This window comes from Streptomyces europaeiscabiei, from assembly GCF_001550375.1.
Lineage (GTDB): Bacteria > Actinomycetota > Actinomycetes > Streptomycetales > Streptomycetaceae > Streptomyces > Streptomyces europaeiscabiei.
Genome location: NZ_LRTR01000301.1, coordinates 1 through 19616, shown reverse-complemented (window position 1 = coordinate 19616; position 19616 = coordinate 1). Strand labels below are relative to the sequence as shown.

The 19616-nt window shown below is 72.0% G+C and carries 17 protein-coding genes; 6 read left to right on the top strand and 11 right to left on the bottom strand.

All coding sequences use genetic code 11. From position 1 onward, the window contains the following. From AWZ10_RS14850 to AWZ10_RS14840, 3 genes are all read left to right on the top strand, one after another. Positions 1 to 282, top strand: a 282-nt coding sequence (locus tag AWZ10_RS14850; RefSeq protein ID WP_482258101.1) for a GAF domain-containing protein, incomplete at its 5' end; no start/stop codon positions are given. Positions 283 to 512: 230 nt separating this feature from the next. Further along, positions 513 to 1154, top strand: coding sequence for a maltokinase N-terminal cap-like domain-containing protein (locus tag AWZ10_RS14845; RefSeq protein WP_060891275.1), 642 nt, complete (start codon positions 513 to 515; stop codon positions 1152 to 1154). Positions 1155 to 1591: 437 nt separating this feature from the next. After that, positions 1592 to 2620 carry an isopenicillin N synthase family dioxygenase gene (locus tag AWZ10_RS14840; RefSeq protein WP_046704917.1) on the top strand — a complete coding sequence of 343 codons (1029 nt, stop codon included), beginning with the start codon at positions 1592 to 1594 and terminating at the stop codon, positions 2618 to 2620. A gap of 10 nt (positions 2621 to 2630) precedes the next feature. Here AWZ10_RS14840 and AWZ10_RS14835 read toward each other — a convergent pair whose 3' ends face one another. Next, positions 2631 to 3731: a citrate synthase 2 gene (locus AWZ10_RS14835; protein WP_046704918.1), complete on the bottom strand. Its 1101-nt coding sequence runs from the start codon at positions 3729 to 3731 to the stop codon at positions 2631 to 2633. A 154-nt stretch (positions 3732 to 3885) separates the two neighbouring features. On the opposite strand from AWZ10_RS14835, the gene pdxH reads away from it, so the two are divergent. Further along, a complete protein-coding gene (gene pdxH, locus AWZ10_RS14830; RefSeq protein WP_046704919.1) occupies positions 3886 to 4515 on the top strand; it encodes a pyridoxamine 5'-phosphate oxidase in 630 nt (209 codons plus the stop codon). 61 nt (positions 4516 to 4576) lie between these two features. Here pdxH and AWZ10_RS14825 read toward each other — a convergent pair whose 3' ends face one another. The 8 genes from AWZ10_RS14825 to AWZ10_RS14790 form a co-directional block, all read right to left on the bottom strand. Then, the gene (locus AWZ10_RS14825) at positions 4577 to 5185 is read right to left on the bottom strand and encodes a TetR/AcrR family transcriptional regulator (protein ID WP_046704924.1); all 609 of its coding nucleotides are present in this window, start codon (positions 5183 to 5185) and stop codon (positions 4577 to 4579) included. An 86-nt stretch (positions 5186 to 5271) separates the two neighbouring features. Next, positions 5272 to 6009, bottom strand: a complete 738-nt coding sequence (locus AWZ10_RS14820; protein ID WP_046704920.1) for an enoyl-CoA hydratase family protein — start codon at positions 6007 to 6009, stop codon at positions 5272 to 5274. Then, positions 6006 to 7574 (bottom strand): 4-coumarate--CoA ligase family protein, encoded by a 1569-nt coding sequence (locus tag AWZ10_RS14815; protein WP_060891274.1) that lies wholly within the window; start codon positions 7572 to 7574, stop codon positions 6006 to 6008. The genes AWZ10_RS14820 and AWZ10_RS14815 overlap by 4 nt, the downstream gene beginning before the upstream one ends. A 46-nt stretch (positions 7575 to 7620) precedes the next feature. Next, the gene (locus tag AWZ10_RS14810) at positions 7621 to 8784 is read right to left on the bottom strand and encodes an acyl-CoA dehydrogenase family protein (protein ID WP_046704922.1); all 1164 of its coding nucleotides are present in this window, start codon (positions 8782 to 8784) and stop codon (positions 7621 to 7623) included. 106 nt (positions 8785 to 8890) lie between these two features. Further along, positions 8891 to 10738, bottom strand: a complete 1848-nt coding sequence (locus AWZ10_RS14805; RefSeq protein ID WP_060891273.1) for an acetyl/propionyl/methylcrotonyl-CoA carboxylase subunit alpha — start codon at positions 10736 to 10738, stop codon at positions 8891 to 8893. An 8-nt stretch (positions 10739 to 10746) separates the two neighbouring features. Further along, entirely contained in the window at positions 10747 to 12345 is a 1599-nt protein-coding gene (locus AWZ10_RS14800; protein ID WP_060891272.1) for an acyl-CoA carboxylase subunit beta, read from the bottom strand. Beyond that, positions 12342 to 14036, bottom strand: a complete 1695-nt coding sequence (locus AWZ10_RS14795; RefSeq protein ID WP_244172490.1) for an acyclic terpene utilization AtuA family protein — start codon at positions 14034 to 14036, stop codon at positions 12342 to 12344. Before AWZ10_RS14795 ends, AWZ10_RS14800 begins: the two co-directional genes overlap by 4 nt. A gap of 59 nt (positions 14037 to 14095) precedes the next feature. Then, positions 14096 to 14947: a TIGR03084 family metal-binding protein gene (locus tag AWZ10_RS14790; RefSeq protein ID WP_060891270.1), complete on the bottom strand. Its 852-nt coding sequence runs from the start codon at positions 14945 to 14947 to the stop codon at positions 14096 to 14098. A gap of 262 nt (positions 14948 to 15209) precedes the next feature. Here AWZ10_RS14790 and AWZ10_RS14785 point away from each other — a divergent pair, with 262 nt between their 5' ends. Further along, positions 15210 to 16175: an EamA family transporter gene (locus AWZ10_RS14785; protein WP_208618498.1), complete on the top strand. Its 966-nt coding sequence runs from the start codon at positions 15210 to 15212 to the stop codon at positions 16173 to 16175. 1119 nt (positions 16176 to 17294) lie between these two features. Here AWZ10_RS14785 and AWZ10_RS14775 read toward each other — a convergent pair. Both AWZ10_RS14775 and AWZ10_RS14770 read right to left on the bottom strand, forming a co-directional pair. Then, positions 17295 to 17849 (bottom strand): GntR family transcriptional regulator, encoded by a 555-nt coding sequence (locus AWZ10_RS14775; protein ID WP_046709620.1) that lies wholly within the window; start codon positions 17847 to 17849, stop codon positions 17295 to 17297. Between the two features lie 42 nt (positions 17850 to 17891). Then, complete coding sequence (locus AWZ10_RS14770) at positions 17892 to 18968, bottom strand: pentapeptide repeat-containing protein (protein WP_244172489.1); 1077 nt, start codon at positions 18966 to 18968, stop codon at positions 17892 to 17894. A gap of 183 nt (positions 18969 to 19151) precedes the next feature. On the opposite strand from AWZ10_RS14770, the gene AWZ10_RS14765 reads away from it, so the two are divergent. Further along, positions 19152 to 19511 carry a DUF952 domain-containing protein gene (locus tag AWZ10_RS14765; protein ID WP_046708787.1) on the top strand — a complete coding sequence of 120 codons (360 nt, stop codon included), beginning with the start codon at positions 19152 to 19154 and terminating at the stop codon, positions 19509 to 19511. The last annotated feature ends 105 nt before the right edge of the window (positions 19512 to 19616 follow it).

Below are 19616 nucleotides of genomic sequence, written 5' to 3'. Positions count from 1 at the left end.
CTGCAGTGCGTGGACCGGGCGGGCTCGGTCCGCGCCAGCGCCGGCACGGCTCCCCCGGAAGCGGCCCGCGAGTGGGCCACCGGCCGCCAGTGGCCGCCGGACACCGTCCACTCCCTCTGCACCGTCCTGCGCAGCCGCGGCCGCACCCTCGGCGTCGTCACCTTCCTCCGCGGCGCCAACCGCACCCCCTTCGAGCGCACCGACGCGGTCTACGCCGAGGACATCGCCGTACGCATCGCCACGGCACTGGATCTGGAGGCGCTGGAGAGATCGGCGGACTAGCCGGGGCGGAAGCCTCGGGGGGCGGAAGCGCCGCGGGCGCGAACCGGTACGGCGACGGCCGAGAACCCGACGGAGCGGCGAGCCGGAGGCGGGCGGCGAGCGACCAGCCGCACGTGCCGCCGGTGACCGGCGGGCGCCCGACGCCCCGGGAGAGCACCGGCGGGCGCGAGGCTGGCGGGCGGGAGACAAAGGGCTCGCGTCCGCTCGTGTGCCCGGCGGAGAATCCCGCCATGGCTGTCATCCACCACACCACCCTGAAGCCCACCAAGCTCGAACTCCTCACCTCCTGGCTGCCCACCCGCCCCTGGTACGCCGGCGGCCCGGCCGCCCCGGTGCTGACCAAGGCCGGCGGCTTCCGCCTCGACGACCCCGAGGGCGAGGTCGGCATCGAGTTCATGGTCGCCACCGACACCTCCGGCCCCACCCCGGTCCACTACCTGGCGCCTCTCACCTACCGTGGCGCCCCTCTCCCCGACGCCGAGCACGCTCTCATCGGCACCATGGAGCACGGCGTACTGGGCAGGCGCTGGGCCTACGACGGCATCCAGGACCCGGTGCTCCTGGCCCGGCTACTCGCCCTGTTCGAGGGCCGCGCCGAGCCCCAGGCGCAGAGCCTCACGGACACCCCGGACCACGAGGTCACCCGGTCGTACAAGGGCGAAGGCCCGCTGTCCGTGGCCTCCCTCACCGCGGCCGACACCCCGGAAGCCACCGAGCTGCCCCTCCGGCCCGAGAACACCGTCCTCCACCTGAACCGCGTGCTGCGGCCCGGCCCGCTCGGCCTGCCGGAGGGTGCGAAGGGCCACGTCACCGGGCACTGGAGCCTTCCGGACGACACCCTGGTACGCGCGGTCTTCGCCGTACTGCGGTAGTCCCTCGCCAATCCCTTCGGAAAATCGCTTGAGCGCCGTCGCCCCGGTTCCTAATGTGGGGCGTACGCCGAAAGGAGGTGATCGGGTACATGTATGAAACCCGGACGCGCGAGGTGGCTGCGGGCTAGCGCCCGTCACCATTCTCAGTGCGGTGTCGGACCAGCGTGTGAGTCGAGCACGCAGCCGGCCCAATCTCAAGCAGTCACCCGACCCGCAGACTCGCCGGTACGTCCGGCCGGCTTCTTCGCCCCCTGGGCGGAGGGACCCAGAGTCTGCGGGTCGTCTGCTGTGGGGGCGCAGTATCCTTTCGGCATGCTTCCGATACTCGTTCGACGCCGGCACGTGGACTACGTGCGCGTCACGAGCACGGGCTGTCGGCCTTCCGTCTGAACCTCGGAATCCGGCCCCAGCCCTACTTCATCCCACGGACGCATCCCATGACGCACACCTCGACGGCATCGTCGTATCAGCAGTTGCCCATCATCGATCTCTCCGCCGCCGATCGCGGACCCGGGGCGCGGGCGCTGTTGCACGCCCAGTTGCACAGCGCCGCGCACGACGTGGGGTTCTTCCAGCTCGTCGGGCACGGGGTGGGTGAGGAGGAGACCGGGCGGCTCACTGCCGCCATGCGGGACTTCTTCGCGTTGCCCGAGGCCGAGCGGCTGGCCATCGACAACGTCAACTCACCGCATTTCCGGGGGTACACGCGGACCGGGGACGAGCGGACGGGTGGGAGCCGGGACTGGCGGGATCAGCTGGACATCGGGGCCGAGCGGGCCGCGCACCTGCCGGGGGCCGGTGAGCCCGCCTACTGGTGGCTGCAGGGGCCCAACCAGTGGCCCGGCGCCCTGCCGGGGCTGCGGGACGCCGCCCTCGCGTGGATCGACCGGCTCAGTTCCGTGGCTCAGCGGTTGCTGCGTGAGCTGCTCGTCTCCATCGGGGCGCCCGCCGATTTCTACGACCCGATCTTCGGGGAGCGGGCCCATCCGCATCTGAAGCTCGTGCGGTATCCCGGGAGCGCGGGAGACGGCGCCGACCAGGGGGTGGGGGCCCACAAGGACTACGGGTTCCTGACCCTGTTGTTGCAGGACCAGGTCGGTGGGCTTCAGGTGGAGCGGGCGGACGGGCTGTTTCATGACGTGCCGCCGATTCCGGGGGCGTTCGTGGTCAACCTCGGGGAGCTGCTGGAGGTGGCGACCAACGGGTATCTCCTCGCCACCAAGCACCGGGTCGTCAGCCCGGCGGGGGCCACCGAGCGGTTCTCCGTGCCGTTCTTCTACAACCCCCGCCTGGACGCGCGGGTCGAGCCGCTCGTCTTTCCGTACGCCTCCACCGCGCCCGGCGTCACCGACGATCCGGGCAATCCGCTCTTCGCCGAGTACGGGTTCAACGAGCTGAAGGGGAAGCTGCGGGCGCACCCACTGGTCGCCGAGCGGCATCACGCGGAACTGCTCAGCCCCGCGTGATGCGGCGGGGCTACCGGGCGATGGTGTCGTAGCCCTCGATCGCCTGCGGGTCGCGCGGGCCCGGGCCGATGTAGCGCGCGGAGGGGCGGACGAGGCGGCCGGTGCGCTTCTGCTCCAGGATGTGCGCCGACCAGCCCGCCGTGCGGGCGCAGGTGAACATCGACGTGAACATGTGGGCCGGGACCTCGGCGAAGTCGAGGACGATCGCGGCCCAGAACTCGACGTTGGTGGCGAGGACCCGGTCGGGGCGGCGGGCGTGGAGTTCCGCGAGGGCCGCCTTCTCCAGGGCCTCGGCGACCTCGAAGCGGGGGGCGCCGAGGTCGCGGGCGGTGCGGCGCAGGACGCGGGCGCGGGGGTCCTCGGCGCGGTAGACGCGGTGGCCGAAGCCCATGAGGCGTTCGCCCTTGTCGAGGGCGCGCTTGACGTAGGCGTCGGCGTCGCCCGTGCGTTCGATCTCCTCGATCATGCCGAGGACGCGGGAGGGGGCGCCGCCGTGGAGGGGGCCGGACATGGCTCCTACGGCACCGGAGAGGGCCGCCGCGACATCCGCGCCGGTCGACGCGATGACCCTCGCCGTGAAGGTAGACGCGTTCATGCCGTGCTCGGCCGCCGAGGTCCAGTACGCGTCGACCGCCGCGACGTGCTTCGGGTCGGGTTCGCCGCGCCAGCGGATCATGAAGCGTTCGACGACGGACTGGGCCTTGTCGATCTCGCGCTGCGGGACCATGGGGTGGCCCTGGCCGCGGGCGGACTGGGCGACGTAGGAGAGGGCCATGACGGCGGCGCGGGCGAGGTCGGCGCGGGCCTGCTCCTCGTCGATGTCCAGGAGGGGCTTGAGGCCCCAGACCGGGGCGAGCATGGCCAGCGCGGACTGGACGTCGACGCGGATGTCGCCCGAGTGGACGGGGATGGGGAACGGCTCGGCGGGCGGCAGGCCGGGGCGGAAGGCGCCGTCGACGAGCAGGCCCCAGACGTTGCCGAAGGAGACGTGGCCGACCAGGTCCTCGATGTCGACGCCGCGGTAGCGGAGGGCGCCGCCTTCCTTGTCCGGTTCGGCGATCTCCGTCTCGAACGCGACGACTCCTTCGAGCCCGGGTACGAAGTCGGACATCAGGCGGCTCCTCTTGATGTGTGCGACAGGGGGTCCAAGCACCATACGCCTGAGTGCCACGTTTGGGGAGAGTCCGCGGCACTCAGTGCCACTTCCCTCCGGTCGGCCGTCCATACGGCAGGATGACCATGTGAACGATCACGATCCTGCTCTCATGCGCAAGCAGTACCGCGCCGCCGGGCTCGACGAGAGCGAGCTGGCCGGTGATCCCATGGAGCAGTTCGCGCGGTGGTTCGGGCAGGCCGCGCAGGAGGGTGCGGTGTTCGAGCCGAACGCCATGGTCGTGTCCACGGCGGACGCCGAGGGACGCCCGGGGTCTCGTACGGTGCTGATGAAGGCGTACGACGCGCAGGGTTTCGTCTTCTACACGAACTACGACTCCCGCAAGGCTCGTGACCTGGCGGAGAACCCGCATGTCTCGCTGCTCTTCCCCTGGCACGGGATCGCCCGGCAGGTGATCGTGACGGGTACGGCACGGCGGACGGGGCGGGACGAGACGGCGGCGTACTTCCGGACGCGTCCGCATGGTTCGCAGCTGGGGGCGTGGGCCAGCGCGCAGTCCTCGGTGATCTCCTCGCGGGCCGAACTGGACGCCGCGTACGAGGAGTTGCACACCCGCTATCCGGAGGGTGAGCAGGTGCCGGTGCCGCCGAACTGGGGTGGTTTCCGGGTGGCGCCGCAGAGTGTGGAGTTCTGGCAGGGCCGGGGGAACCGGCTGCACGACCGGCTGCGGTACGTGGCGGAGCCGGACGGGTCGTGGCGGGTGGAGCGGCTGAGTCCGTAGGGGGCGTCGGTCCCGTACGCCTTCGGCCCCGGTCGTCGGCCCCGGTCGTCGGTCCGGTTCGTCAGCCCAGTACGTCGTCCAGCAGGGTCGCCCACTGGGCCACCACCCTGTCGCGGCGGCCGGTGTCGTCGGTGAGGAGGTTGGCGAGGCCGAGGCCGCGGGCCATGTCGAGGAGGCCCTGGACGGTTTCGCGGACCCCGGGGACGGTCTCGTCGGCGCGGAGGAGGTCGACGGCGATGCGGTGGGTCTCGCGGCCGACGCGGGCTTCGAGTTCGGTGACGCGGGGGCGGAGCTGGTCCTCGTTGGAGGCGGCGACCCAGAGGTGGAGGGCGGCGCGGAAGAGGGGGCCGGTGTAGAGGTCGACGACGGCGGCGACGACGGCGCGGCGGTCGGCGGGGCCTTCGCGGAAGAGTGCGCGCAGGGCGAGGGAGCGTTCCTCGGCGACGTACTCGACGGCGGCGGTGAACAGGTCCTCGCGGGTGCGGAAGTGGTGTTGGGCGGCGCCGCGGGAGACACCGGCGCGTTCGGCGACGACGGAGACGGTGGAGCCGGCCCAGCCGTGTTCGGCGAGGCAGGACACCGCGGCTTCCAGGAGCCGCTTGCGGGTGACCCGGCTGCGGTCCTGTTTGGGCCCGCGGTCGGCCACCGTTCCGGTGTCGGTGTCGGCCATCGTGTCGGTGTCGGTGTCGGTGTCAGTACCGGTGTCGGCCATCGTGCCGGTGTCGGTTTCGGTGTCGTCGGATGTACCCACCGTGCTCACAGAACCCATCCCGGTTCCCGTCTTTCGAGGAAGGCCGCCATGCCCTCGCGGGCGTCGGCTGAGGCGAACAGCCGGGACGAGAGGCGGGTCAGTTCGCCCGCGTCCAGGTCGAAGTTCTCCAGCACCTTAGTCGTGAGCAGGTGTTTCGTCTCCGCCAGGGCCCTCGGGGAGGCTCGGCGCAGCCCGTCGAGGACGGGTTCGAGGACGTCGTCGACATCGGCGCCGGCGGTGGTGAGCAGGCCGATGCGGGCGGCTTCGGCGGAGCCGAACCTCTCGCCGGTGAGGCAGTAGCGGGCCAGGGCGCGGGGGTCGGTGCGGGGGCGGAGGGTGAGGGAGATGACGGCGGGGGCGACGCCGATGCGGACCTCGGTGAGGGCGAAGGTGGCCTCGGGGCCGGCGGCGGCGATGTCGCAGGCGCCGAGCAGGCCGAGGCCGCCCGCCCGGACGTGCCCGGTGACGCGGGCGACGACGGGCTTGGGCAGTTCGAGGAGCCGGCGCAGGAGATCGACCAGGGCCTGCGGGTCGGGTGGGTCGCGCAGGTCGGCTCCGGCGCAGAAGGTGTTGCCGGTGTGGGTGAGGACGACGGCTCGTACGGTGTCGTCCTTGCCGCACCGGTCGAGGGCGTCGCGGAGTTCGGCGACGAGGGCGGCGGAGAGGGCGTTGCGGTTGGCCGGGGAGTCGAGGGTGAGGGTGGCGATCCCCCGGTGGTGGGCGTATCGGACGAGGTCTGTCACAGGCGCTCCCTGAGTTCGCGGCGGAGTATCTTCCCGGAGGCCGCGCGGGGCACGCCGTCGATGAAGGTGACCTGGCGGACGCGTTTGTAGGGGGCGACGCGTTCGGCGACGTACATCATGACCTCGCCCTCGGAGAGGTCGCGCGCCGTGGGGTGGCGGACGACGAAGGCGTGCGGGACCTCGTTGCCGTCGTCGTTGTAGTGGCCGATGACGGCGGCGTCGGCGATGCCGGGGTGGGTGACGAGGAGGGCTTCGAGTTCGGCGGGGGCGACCTGGAAGCCCTTGTACTTGATCAGTTCCTTCACGCGGTCGACGACGTAGAGCCAGCCGTCGGCGTCGGTGTGCCCGATGTCGCCGGTGGAGAGCCAGCCGTCGGCGTCGATCATGTCGGCGGTGGCCCGGGGCCGGCCCAGGTAGCCCTTCATGACCTGAGGGCCCCGGATGACGATCTCGCCCTGTTCGCCGACGCCGACGTCCTTGCCGGGGTCGTCGAGGGAGACGATCCGCATCTCGGTGCCGGCGATCAGCTTGCCGACGGTGCCGGGGGGCGCCGCCGCGGCCTGGGCGAGGGGCACGATGTGGGAGCAGGGGGAGAGTTCGGTCATGCCGTAGCCCTGGACGACGGGCGGCAGGCCGAGGCGGGCGGAGCAGGCGGCGGCCAGCTTCGCGTCCAGGGGCGCGGCGGCGGAGAGGATGTGCCGGACCGTGGAGAGGTCGTAGCGCTCGGCGGCCGGGTGCTTGGCGAGGGCGAGGACGATCGGCGGGGCCACGTAGAGATGCGTGATGCGGTGTGCGGCGATCGCGGCGAGGTAGCTCTCCAGGTCGAAGCGGGGCAGGACGACGACCGTGGCGCCGAGGCGCAGTGGGGCGTTCATCAGGGCGGTGAGGCCGTAGATGTGGAAGAACGGCAGTACGGCGAGGATGCGGTCGCCGGGGCCGGCCGGCATGACCTCTTCGAGCTGGGCGAGGTTGGTGGCGATGGACCGGTGGGTGAGCATGACGCCCTTGGGGACGCCGGTCGTGCCGGAGGAGTACGGGAGGGCCGCGACGTCCGTCACCGGGTCGATGTCGACGGCCGGTTCGGGCGCGGCGGAGGCGAGCATGTCGATCAGCGAACGGTGGCCGGTGGCGGTGTCGCAGACGAAGATCTCCCGTATGCCGCCGACGCGTTCGGCGGCGGCGCGGGCGGTTTCGAGGAGGGGTGAGATCGTGACGATCCAGCTCGCCCCCGAGTCCTGGAGCTGTTTGGCCAGCTCACCCGGGGTGGCCAGCGGGTGCACGGTGGTGACCGTGGCGCCCGCGCGCGTGGCCGCGTAGAACGCCGTCGGGTAGGCGATCGTGTTGGGGCTGTGCAGGGCGAGCACGTCGCCCTTGCGGACGCCCGCCTCGGCGAACGAGGCGGCGAGCCGCCGGTGGAAGCGGTCCACCTGTTCGTACGTGAGGGTCGTGCCGTCGACGCCGTCGACCAGCGCGGGCAGGTCGCCGAACTCGGCGGCGTGGGCCAGTACGGCGTCGTGGATGGGGAGTTCGACGGGTGGGACGTCTGCGTACTCGCTGCGGAACATGGTTCCTCCAAGACGGCCTAATGTGCCCCAATACGGCCAAGACGGCCTAATACGACTTCGGCAGGCCCAGGGTCTGGTGGGAGACGTAGTTGAGAATCATCTCCCGGCTCACCGGCGCGATACGAGACACGCGCGCGGCCGTTATCAGAGAGGCGAGGCCGAACTCGGTCGTGAGGCCGTTGCCGCCGAGGGTGTGCACGGCCTGGTCGACGGCCTTCACGCAGGCCTCCCCCGCCGCGTACTTGGCCATATTGGCGGCCTCGCCGGCCGCCGCGTCGTCGCCGGCGTCGTAGAGGTGGGCCGCCTTCTGCATCATCAGGCGGGCCAGTTCGAGTTCGATGTGGGACTGGGCGAGGGGGTGGGCGATCGCCTGGTGGGCGCCGATGGGCTGACGCCATACGGTGCGCTCGCGGGCGTAGTCGACGGCTCTCGCGAGGGCGTATCTGGCCATGCCGATGGCGAAGGCTGCCGTCATGATCCGCTCGGGGTTGAGGCCGGCGAAGAGCTGGAGCAGGCCGGCGTTCTCGTCGCCGACGAGGGCGTCCGCGGGGAGCCGGATGTCGTCGAAGGTCAGCTCGAACTGCTTCTCGGCGGCGTGGAGTTCCATGTCGATCGGGCGGTACTCGAAGCCGGGGGTGTCCGTGGGGACGATGAAGAGGCAGGGCTTGAGGGTGCCGGTGCGGGCGTCCTCGGTGCGGCCGACGATGAGGACGGCGTCGGCCCTGTCGACGCCGGAGATGAAGACCTTGCGGCCGGTGAGCAGCCAGTCGCCCCCGGCGGATTTGCGGGCGGTGGTGGTGATGCGGTGGCTGTTGGAGCCGGCGTCGGGTTCGGTGATGCCGAAGGCCATGAGGCGGGTGCCGGTCGCCAGCGCGGGCAGCCAGGTCTGTTGCTGGTCCTTGGTGCCGAAGCGGGCGATGACGGTGCCGCAGATGGCGGGCGAGACGACCATCATGAGCAGGGGGCAGCCTGCGGCGCCCAGCTCCTCCAGGACGATGGAGAGTTCGGTGATGCCGCCGCCTCCGCCCTCGTACTCCTCGGGGAGGTTGACGCCCAGGTAGCCGAGTTTGGCCGCCTCGGACCAGAGTTCGTCGGGGTGGCGGCCCTCTTTGTTGATCGTGGCGATGTAGGCGCGGCCGTAGCGTTTTCCCAGGGCGGCGACGGCGGCTCGTAGGGCCTTGTGTTCTTCGGTTTCCAGGACGGGAGACATGAAGGGGCTCCTGAGGGGAGGGGGTTCGGATGTGTGGAGACTGCGGGTGGTTCGTGGCTGGTCGCGCCCGCGCGGCGGAGCCGCATATCGATACAGCCCCGCGCCCCTAACTCGGCTGCACGACCGCCAGCAACATGCCTGGCTCCACTTGTTGACCAGGTACTACGTGCAGGGCCGTCAGCGTGCCCGGCACCGACGCCGTGATCTTGTGTTCCATCTTCATCGCCTCCAGCCAGAGGAGGGGTTGGCCCGCCTGTACCGCTGAGCCTGGTTTCAGGCCTTCCGCCACTCGTACGACCGTGCCCGGCATGGGGGCCAGGAGGGAGCCCGGGGCCTGTTGGGTGGTGGGGTCGGGGAAGCGGGGGAGGGCGGTGAGGTGGGTGGTGTTGACGTAGCGGTGGGTGCCGTAGCGCGTCACCTCGAACTTTCGCCGTACGCCGTCCACTTCGAGTACGACCAGGTGGGCGTCGGCGTGGATGACCGTGACCCCGTCGGCCTCCGGGCCGCCGCGGGTGTGGCGGTACGTCGCCTCGTGTTCCTCCCCTGCCAGCGCGTAGCGCTTGGTCTGGGGCTGGGAGGGGACGTTGCGCCAGCCGCCGAACCGGGGGTCGCCGTGGGTGTGGGCGTCGGCGAGAGCGGCGGCCAAGGGGGCGTGGGGGTCGGGGGCCCCGGTGGTGAGGGTGGAGAGGTGGCGGTCGTAGAAACCCGTGTCCATGCGGGCCGTCGTGAACTCCTCGTGGCGCAGGGAACGGGCGAGGAGGTCGCGGTTGGTGGTCGGGCCGTGGATCGTGGCCCGGTCCAGGGCGGCGGCCAGGCGGCGGATCGCCTCCGCGCGTGTGGGGGCGTGGGCGATGACCTTGGCGAGCATGGGGTCGTAGTGGACGCCGATGTCGTCGCCGTCGGTGAAGCCGGTGTCCAGGCGGACGCTTTCGGGGACCGCGAGGCGGTGCAGCGTGCCCGTCTGCGGGGTCCAGTTCCGCGCCGGGTCCTCGGCGTACAGACGGGCCTCGACGGCGTGGCCGCGCGCGCGTGGAGGGTCGGCCGGGAGGGCGTGGCCCTCCGCCACGCGGATCTGTTCGGCGACCAGGTCGAGGCCGAAGACGGCTTCCGTGACCGGGTGTTCGACCTGGAGGCGGGTGTTCATCTCCAGGAAGTGGGCCCTGCCGTCGGCGACGAGGAACTCGACCGTGCCCGCGCCGACGTAGGAGACGGCTCGGGCGGCGCGTACGGCCAGGGTGTGGAGTTCCTCCGTGAGTTCCTCGGAGAGGGCGGGGGCCGGGGCCTCTTCGATGACCTTCTGGTGGCGGCGCTGGAGGGAGCAGTCCCGGGTGCCGAGGGGCCAGGTGGTGCCATGGGTGTCGGCGAGAATCTGGACCTCGACGTGGCGGCCGTTCTCGACGTAGGGCTCGACGAAGACCTCGCCGTCGCCGAAGGCGCTCGCGGCCTCGGCGCGGGCGCTCTCCAGGGCTGCGTCCAGGTCGTCGAGGTGGCGTACGACGCGCATACCGCGTCCGCCGCCGCCGGCGGCGGCCTTCACGAGGACCGGCAGGTCGTGCTCGGTGACCTCGGTGAGGGGTTCGAGGCCCATCAGTTCCTTGGCGCGTGTCTTGGACGCCATGGCCTCGATCGCCTCGGGGGCCGGACCGATCCAGGTGAGGCCCGCGTCGAGGACCTGGCGGGCGAAGTCCGGGTTCTCGGAGAGGAAGCCGTAGCCGGGGTGGACCGCGTCGGCGCCGGCGGCGAGGGCGGCCTTCACGATCAGGTCGCCGCGCAGGTAGGTGTCGGCGGGTGCCGCGCCCGGCAGTCGTACCGCCCTGTCGGCCACGCGCGCGTGGAGGGCGTTCTCGTCGGCGTCGGAGTGCACGGCGACCGTTCGGATTCCCAGCTCGCGGCAGGAGCGGAAGATCCGGCAGGCGATCTCGCCCCGGTTGGCGACAAGCACAGAAGTGATCACTGGTTCCCTCACATCCGGAAGACGCCGAAGCCACCGCGTACGCCCTCGTAGGGCGCCGTGTGGATCGCGGACAGGCACAGGCCGAGGACGGTGCGGGTGTCGCGGGGGTCGATGACCCCGTCGTCGTACAGCCGCCCGGACAGGAACATGGGCAGCGATTCGGACTCGATCTGCTGCTCCACCATGGCGCGGAGGGCGGCGTCGGCGTCCTCGTCGTACGGCTGTCCCTTCGCGGCTGCCGACTGGCGGGCGACGATCGAGAGCACGCCCGCCAGTTGCTGCGGGCCCATCACCGCCGACTTGGCGCTGGGCCAGGCGAAGAGGAAGCGGGGGTCGTAGGCCCGCCCGCACATGCCGTAGTGGCCGGCGCCGTACGAGGCGCCCATCAGGACGGACAGGTGGGGCACCCGGCTGTTGCTCACCGCGTTGATCATCATGGCGCCGTGCTTGATGATGCCGCCCTGCTCGTACTCCCTGCCGACCATGTAGCCGGTGGTGTTGTGGAGGAAGAGGAGGGGGATGTCGCGCTGGTTGGCGAGCTGGATGAACTGGGCCGCCTTCTGCGACTCCTCGCTGAAGAGGACCCCTTGGGCGTTGGCGAGGATGCCGACCGGGTAGCCGTGGAGGCTCGCCCAGCCGGTGGCCAGGCTGGTGCCGTAGAGGGGCTTGAACTCGTCGAAGTCGGAGGCGTCGACGATCCGGGCGATCACCTCGCGGGGGTCGAAGGGCACCTTCAGATCGCCCGGGACGATGCCGAGCAGTTCCTCCGCGTCGTACTTGGGGGGTGCGGCGGGGGCCGGATCGGCGTACGCCTTGCGGTGGTTGAGGCGGGCGACGACCCGGCGGGCCTGGCGCAGGGCGTCCTGCTCGTCGACGGCGAAGTGGTCGGCGAGACCCGACACGCGTGCGTGCATCTCGGCGCCGCCCAGCGACTCGTCGTCGCTCTCCTCACCGGTGGCCATCTTCACCAGCGGCGGCCCGCCGAGGAACACCTTCGCCCGCTCCTTGACCATGATCACGTGGTCGGACATCCCGGGGATGTAGGCCCCGCCGGCGGTGGAGTTGCCGAAGACGACGGCGATGGTGGGGATTCCGCCGGCGGAGAGGCGGGTGAGGTCGCGGAAGATCGCGCCGCCGGGGATGAAGATCTCCTTCTGGGAGGGGAGGTCGGCCCCGCCCGACTCCACCAGGCTGATGCAGGGCAGGCGGTTGGCGAGCGCGATGTCGTTCGCGCGGAGGGCCTTCCTCAGGCTCCACGGGTTGCTCGCGCCGCCGCGCACGGTCGGGTCGTTGGCGGTGATCAGACACTCGACGCCCTCGACGGTCCCGATGCCGGTGACGAGGGAGGCCCCGACCGGGTACTCGCTGCCCCAGGCGGCGAGCGGGGACAGTTCCAGGAAGGGCGTGTCGGGGTCCAGCAGCAGTTCGATGCGCTCGCGGGCGAGCAGTTTGCCGCGCTTTCGATGCCTGGCGAGGTACTTCTCGCCGCCGCCCGCGAGGGCCTTCGCGTGTTCGGCGTCGAGTTCGGCGAGCCTGGCGAGCATGGCCTCGCGGTTCGCGGTGTGGTCGGGGGCGCCCGGGTCGAGGGCGGAGCTGAGGACGGTCACAGAAGGCTCTCCGGTATGTCCAGGTGGCGGGAGCGCAGCCATTCGCCGAGGGCCTTGGCCTGGGGGTCGAAACGGGCTTGCGAGGCGACGCCCTCGCCGAGGATGCCGGTGATCTCGAAGTTGAGGGCGCGGAGGTCGGGCAGGACGTGCCGGGCGACGGGCAGGTCGGCCGTCTCCGGGAGGAGTTCGCGGAGCCGGTCGGTGGTGAGGGTGTGCGCGAGCCACCGCCAGGCGTCGTCCGTACGGGCCCAGAGGCCGATGTTGGCGTTGCCGCCCTTGTCGCCGCTGCGGGCGCCGGCGACGAGGCCGAGGGGCGCGCGGCGGGACGGGAGCCCGTCCGGCAGGGGGTCCGGGAGGGGTGGCTCGTCGACCGGCCGCAGTACGAGGGTGTCGGCGGCCGGGGGTACGGGCAGGCGGCGGCCGTCGTGGAGGACCGCCGTGTGCGGGGCGGTGTCCTGGTCGACGTATGCCGCTTCGAACACCCCGTAGGGCGCGCCCTTTCCCGGTGGGGCCAGGACGTGGAAGCCGGGGTAGCTCGCGAGGGCCAGCTCCACGGCGGCTCCGCTGAGGGCGCGGCCGACGGCGTTCTGGTCGGGGTCGCGGACGACGAGGCGCAGGAGCGCGCTGGCGGTCTCCTCGGTGCGGGCGTCGGGGTGGTCGGTGCGGGCCAGTTCCCAGTCCAGGTGCGCCGGGCGGGACTTGGCGGCGGCGAGCGCGGTCTCCAGCTGGTCGCGGACGAGGGCGGCCTTGTGTTCGATCTCCAGGCCGGTCAGGACGAAGGTGACCTCGTTGCGGAAGCCGCCGAGCCGGTTGAGACCGACCTTGAGGGTGGGAGGCGGGGCCTCGCCGCGTACGCCCTCGATGCGGACGCGGTCGGGGCCGTCCTGGGTGAGCCGAACGGTGTCGAGGCGGGCAGTGACGTCGGGGCCCGCGTACCGGGCGCCGCCCGTCTCGTAGAGGAGCTGGGCGGTGACCGTGCCGATGTCGACGAGGCCGCCGGTGCCGGGATGTTTGGTGATGACGGCCGTGCCGTCGGCGTGGAGTTCGGCGAGGGGGAAGCCGGGGCGGCGCAGGCCGGCCGCCGGGTCCGACTCGTGGGCCTCGCGGACCTCGTGGACCTTGTGGATCTCGCGGACCTTGTGGATCTCATGGAAGAAGGCGTAGTTGCCGCCGGTGGCCTGGGCGCCGCACTCCAGTACGTGGCCGGCGACGACGGCGCCCGCGAGGCGGTCGTACTCCCCCGGGCCCCAGCCGAAGTGGGCGGCGGCGGGCCCGGTGACCAGGGCCGCGTCCGTCACCCGGCCGGTGACCACGATGTCGGCGCCCTCCCGCAGACAGGCCGCGATGCCGAACCCGCCGAGGTAGGCGTGGGCGGCGAGGCTGCCGGGGTGGAGGGCGGTGAGGTCATCGCCCTCCACGTGGGCGACGCGGACGGGGATGCCGAGCCGGCCGGCCAACGCCCGTACGGCGTCGGCGAGTCCGGCGGGGTTGAGGCCGCCCGCGTTGGCGACGATCCGTACGCCCCGCTCTCGCGCCAGCCCCAGGCACTCCTCCAGCTGGCGGAGGAAGGTGCGGGCGTACCCGGCGGTGGGGTCCTTCAGGCGGTCGCGGCCGAGGATGAGCATGGTCAGCTCGGCGAGGTAGTCGCCGGTGAGGACGTCGAGCTCGCCGCCGGTGAGCATCTCGCGCATCGCGTCGAAGCGGTCGCCGTAGAAGCCCGAGGCGTTGCCGACACGGAGGGGGGCCGTCGTCACGGGGCGGCTTCCTCAGGTCCCCCGTCCGCCTTGCCTGCCTCGGCTGCATCGACTCCCTCGGCTCCCTCGGGTGCGCGTCCCGTCCCCGGTGGGCCGGCGAAGGCCTGGGCGATGTCCAGCCAGCGGTCGGCGTCGTCCCCTTCCGCCCGCAGAGCGAGGTCGGCGCGGTGGGCGCGCTGGGTGACGAGGAGGCAGAAGTCGAGGGCGGGGCCGCTGACACGGTCGGTCGCGTCTTCCGGGCCGTACGTCCACAACTCACCGGCGGGGCTGGTGAGTTCGATGCGGAACTCCTCGAACGGCGGGGTCAGTCCGTGCACACCGAAGGCGAAGTCGCGGGTGCGGATGCCGAGTCGGGTGATGTGGCGGAGCCGGTCGCCGGGGGCGATACGGGGGACCCCCAGTGCGTCGGCGACGTCCAGGCCGTGGGCCCAGGTCTCCATGAGGCGGGCGGTCGCCATGGAGGCGGTGGACATGGGCGGGCCGTACCAGGGGAACCGAGCACCCTCGGGTGCCGCGCGCAGGGCGTCCTCCAGGGCCCTGCGCCCGGCCCGCCAGTCCGCGACCAGCTGCTCGGGCGGCTTCCCGGCCCCGTCCTGCGCGCCGGTGTCCACGAAGTCGCCGGGCGAGGTCAGCGCGCTCTCGACCTCGCGGGCGAAGGCGGCCCGGTCGGTCACGGCCAGCACGGAGGAGTGGTCGGTCCAGGCGAGGTGGGCGATCTGGTGCGCGACGGTCCAGCCGGGCGCGGGCGTCGCGAGCGCCCACTGCTCCGGGCTCAACTCGGCCACGAGCAGGTCGAGTTCCTCGCTCTCGGCACGGAGGTCGTCGATGACGGGCTTCGGGTCGGCCATGGGGCGAGCATGGCAGTGGGATCAGAAACAATCAAGCGTGCTTGGATTTTTGGTCGCGCAATCACGGACACGGGGGCTCGGCGGGGCCGATCCAGAAGATTGTGGGGCACCGGCGTAAGTTGCAAAGCCGATTACAGACCTGACTTAGTCCATTGCTTTGCACTACCAAGTCCTTCATACTGAACGAAGCTCCTCGCTCCCCCGCCCCTTCCGCTCCCCCGCCCCTTCCGTTCTCCGTTCTCCGCTCTCCCTGGACGGCCCCGTGACACTCCCCAGCGCTGACCAGTCCGCGCCCGCCACCGCCGCGACGACGCCACCGGCCGACCGCGCCCCCGGCGAGTCCCGCGCTTCCCGCGCTCCTCGCGGCCTGGGTGCGCTCGGGCCCGTGGGAATGGTGCTGGCCGGCGGGATATCGGTGCAGTTCGGCTGGGCGCTGGCGGTGACGCTGATGCCGCGGGCCGGGGCGCTCGGGGTGGTGACGCTGCGGCTCGCGGTGGCCGCGCTGGTGATGCTGGTGCTCTGCCGCCCCCGACTGCGCGGGCACTCGCGCACCGACTGGAGCACAGTGATCCTCTTCGGCGCCACCATGGCCGCGATGAACGGCCTCTTCTACCAGTCCGTCGCCCGTATCCCCCTGGGCCCCGCAGTCACCCTGGAGGTGCTCGGCCCACTGGCGCTCTCCGTCCTCGCGTCCCGCCGCGCGGTGAACATGGTGTGGGCCGGGCTGGCGCTCTGCGGCGTCTTCCTCCTCGGCGGCGGCGGAAACTTCGGCGACCTCGACCCGCTCGGCGTCGCCCTCGCCCTCGCCGCCGGGTTGATGTGGGCCCTGTACATCGTCTTCAGCGCGCGTACGGGGAGGCGGTTCCCGCAGGCCGACGGGCTGGCGCTGGCCATGGCCGTCGCGGCGGTGCTGTTCCTGCCGCTCGGGATCGTCGAATCGGGGACGCGGCTCCTCGAACCGACGACGCTCGCGCTGGGCGCCGCCGTCGCCGTCCTGTCCTCCGTCCTCCCTTACACCCTCGAACTGCTCGCCCTGCGCCGCCTGCCCGCGTCCACCTTCGCGGTCCTCATGAGCCTGGAGCCCGCGATCGCCGCCGCCGCCGGCTTCCTGATCCTCGACCAGGCCCTCGCGGCCACCGAAGCCCTCGCGATCGCGCTGGTCATCGGGGCGAGCATGGGGGCGGTGCGGACGCAGGTGGGACGAGGGAAGGCGGGGGTCGCGGGGTGAGCGGGAGCTCCGGAACCGGGCCGGGGTTCCGGGGTGCGCGGGAACTTCGGTGCGGGCGGGGGTGACTCGCCCGATGTCCCTGAGGGCGGCCCCACCGGTTCGAGGGGTTCACGTCGGCGACCGGGGCGCAGGCCTGCGATCTCCTTGAGGTTGACGTCGATGTCGGTCTGGTCCGGTGCGGTCGCCGAGTGGCCGTACACCCGTATGACGAAGAGCTGCCTCCTTGGCTCGCGCCGGGCGCCGCCGACGGCCGCCGTTGTGCCCGCGGTCGCCGTGAGCAGCGTAGGTCTGGAGGTGTGCACATGCGCTCCTTCCGGAGAGGGACCGGAGGACCCGTGGAGGGGCGAGGGGTGCTGTTGGAGGGGCGCGCCGATGACGGTGTGCTGCCGGCCTCAGGCAGCGGAGAGGATGGGTCAGCGATCGCAGCCGGCAACCGAGGTCGGCACCGCACTGCGGAGACTCGTGCGGGCATGCGCGTGGGACGGAGGGTGGCGTGGAAGGGCGACCGCCGAGCACCGAGTACACGGGCGGCAGGAGCGGCAGGGTCACCGCAGTGCGGTGACCAGGACCAGTACGCCGGTGATGTGCGCTGTGCGCGTTGTCGTCGCTGAGCCTGAGCTTGGCCGGACCGAGGGAGTGAGCGACCGGGCGGCCGGGGCGGCCGCGTACAGGAGGAGAGCGAAGACGAGCACGACGGCGGCCGTGAGCAGCGGACCCGTGCCGAACTTCCCGGAACCGCATCTCCTATGTGCAGGCCAATCTGATCGCCGTGAAGGAAGGCGCCGAGAGGCACTCCGACGCCTGGCCATGCCTGACTACGCCTGGCGCGCCGCGCCGCCCGGTACGAAGTGGACGGGGATGTACTGGTCGTACAACCGCTCGTTCGTGGCCGTGAAGTCGGCGCGGGTGACGATCGCGCACCGCACGGCCTCGCCGCACACCTTGCCGTCCGCGATCTCGGGCCGGAGGTTCAGCGTCGTACGGAAGCCGCCGTTCTTCTCGTACGGGAGGGTGATGCCCGGCGTCCCCGTCCCGGTGTCGGCGATCCGGCGCGACCAACCGTCCTGCGCCTCACGGCCGCCGAGACAGGGACCGGGGAGGGTGGTGTACGTCGAGGGGTCACCGACCTTGACGCGCGATCGCGATCTCGTAGCGCAGTCGCTGGCGGTTCGCGGGCATCACCATGCGGTCGACCTGGAACGGGCGGTCGGCGCGGTCGAGAGTGACCCTCGTCAGCCGGAGCACCGGTTCTCCGGGTGTGGTCCGGAGGGTCTCCCGCTCCTCGGTGTCCGGGTTGCCGGCGGTCACGTCCTCGCGGACGAGGGCGCCGACGTGGCCCAGTCGAGCGAGGAGGGTGACGGCTCCGCCGGGGATCTTGGCCGTTCCGGCGAGACCCGTGCCCCGGGCGATGCCGACCGGGTAATAGGTGTCGGTCAGTTCGTTGGGCTCGTCGTCGAGGAGGATCAGGCGGCGGCGTACGACGACCGACTCGCCCTCGGCCAGTCCCAACAGCCGTGCCACCTCGGCGGGTGCCGCCACCTCACCGGCGTGCAGGATCCGCTGGGTGCCCCGACGCCCCTGGGCCGCCGCGTCCGCGGCCCAGGCATCGCCCCGCCCCTTCTCCCCCGGCGTCAGATACGGCATCGAGGTGCTGACCCACCCGTTCGCGTTCACGCTGCCCTCCGCATGCCTACGACCGTACGCCGGGCCCCTCGGTCACCGCATCGAGCGCAGTGCCGGATGTTGAGTGGTGATGCCCGGGGGCTGGAGCAGAGGTGGGGGCTCGGGGCCGGGGTCGTCGGTGTGGGTGAGGTCGGCGGTGGCGGGGTCGAAGTCGCGGGGCCAGCGGGTATGGGCGCTGGTCAGGGCTCCGGTGAGACGGGCCCCGGTGAGGTCGGCGGTGGTCAGGTCGGTGCCGCGCAGATCGGCCAGGCGGAGGTCGGCGCGGTGGAAGACGGCACCGGACGCGTCGGCCTTGCGGAGGTTCGCCTCGCGCAGGTCGGCCTCGGTGAAGTCGGCCTCGCACAGGTCCGTTTTGACCAGTCGCGCGCCCCGCAGGTCGGCCAGGGCGAGGCGGGTGCGACGCAGGACCGCGGTCTTGAGGTCGGCGTGCCGCAGATTGGCGGAGACGAGGGAAGCCTGGGTCAGGTTGGCGTGGTAGAGGCCCGCGGCTTCCAGACAGGAACGGTCGAGGTTGACCGCGGTCAGCCACAGCCCGTCGCAGTCGGCCCGGCGCAGGTCGGTGACGCTCAGGTTGAGCCAGGACTGCTCCCGGGGGTGCAGCAGGAGCACGCCGAGTCCGGTCAGCGCGACCTGAGTGTCGGCAGCCCGCACCTCCAACGGCACGACGTCGTTGATCGGCGCCTCCGCCGCCGGGACCTCCGGTCCGGTGGGCGGCCAGGGCAGGTGCGTACGCAGGTAGGCCGCCAGGATGGAGAGGATCGCCTCGCGGTCCCTCGCCGAGTGTTCCGCGATCCGCCACAGCGCGTGGAGCCCGCCGATGCGTACGTCCAGTTTGTCGCTGCCGAGCTGGTCGACAGCCCGGCTGAACCGGTCGGTGACGTACCCCTCCTGCGTCGCGCGCAAGCCGTCCTGGCTGACGCGGAGTTGGCGCCAGGTGGCATACGCGCCGAAGAGAACGGCCAGACCGCCGATGGCCTGCAGCAGCGTCGTACGGACGTCGCTCACGGCCTTGAGTCTGTCCCGCGCGTCCACGCTCACCCCGGCGAGATCGTGATCGACCACGGCGCCCGGCAGGAGGACGAGTGCCGCGCCGACGGCGACGAGGCCCACGAGCCCGATGACGGCGACGGCCGGCGCACGTCGTCTCCCGGCCAGTCGGTCTCGCCACGTTCGACGACCGCGCCCCCGGATGTCCATGGGCACGAGAGCCTAGGCGGCACGGGGAAATCGATCAAGGTTGGCGGCTGTGGCGCTGTCCGTCGCCGTGGCCGGGCGCTGCGGTATAACCGGCCTGTGATCTACCACGTCGTGTCACTTGATGCCTGGAATGCCCGACCCGGCCGGCCGTACGCCCCCGCGTCGCTCCCGGAGGACGGTTTCGTCCACTGTTCTCCCGATGAGGCGACGACCCTGGCCGTCGTCAACGCCTTCTATCGGGACGCGCCCAGGCCGTTGCACGTGCTCGTCCTCGACGAGGAACGGCTGGACGCCAGGGTGGAGTTCGAGGCGGCCGCTCCCGCTCCTCCGCCGGGAGTCGGGGCGGACGTTCTGTTCCCCCACGTGTTCGGGCCCATCGACCGCGACGCCGTCGTGCGGGTCCTGGAGATCCGGTGGGACGAGGAGGGGCGCGCGGCGGGGTTCGGGCCGAGCTGACGGTTCCCATGACCGGCCGGTTCATGCGGCGGGCGCGGTCCGGCACCACGCCCGTAGCCGTGGCCGTGGCCGTGGCCGTGGCCGTGGCCTGTCCGGCGACGACGT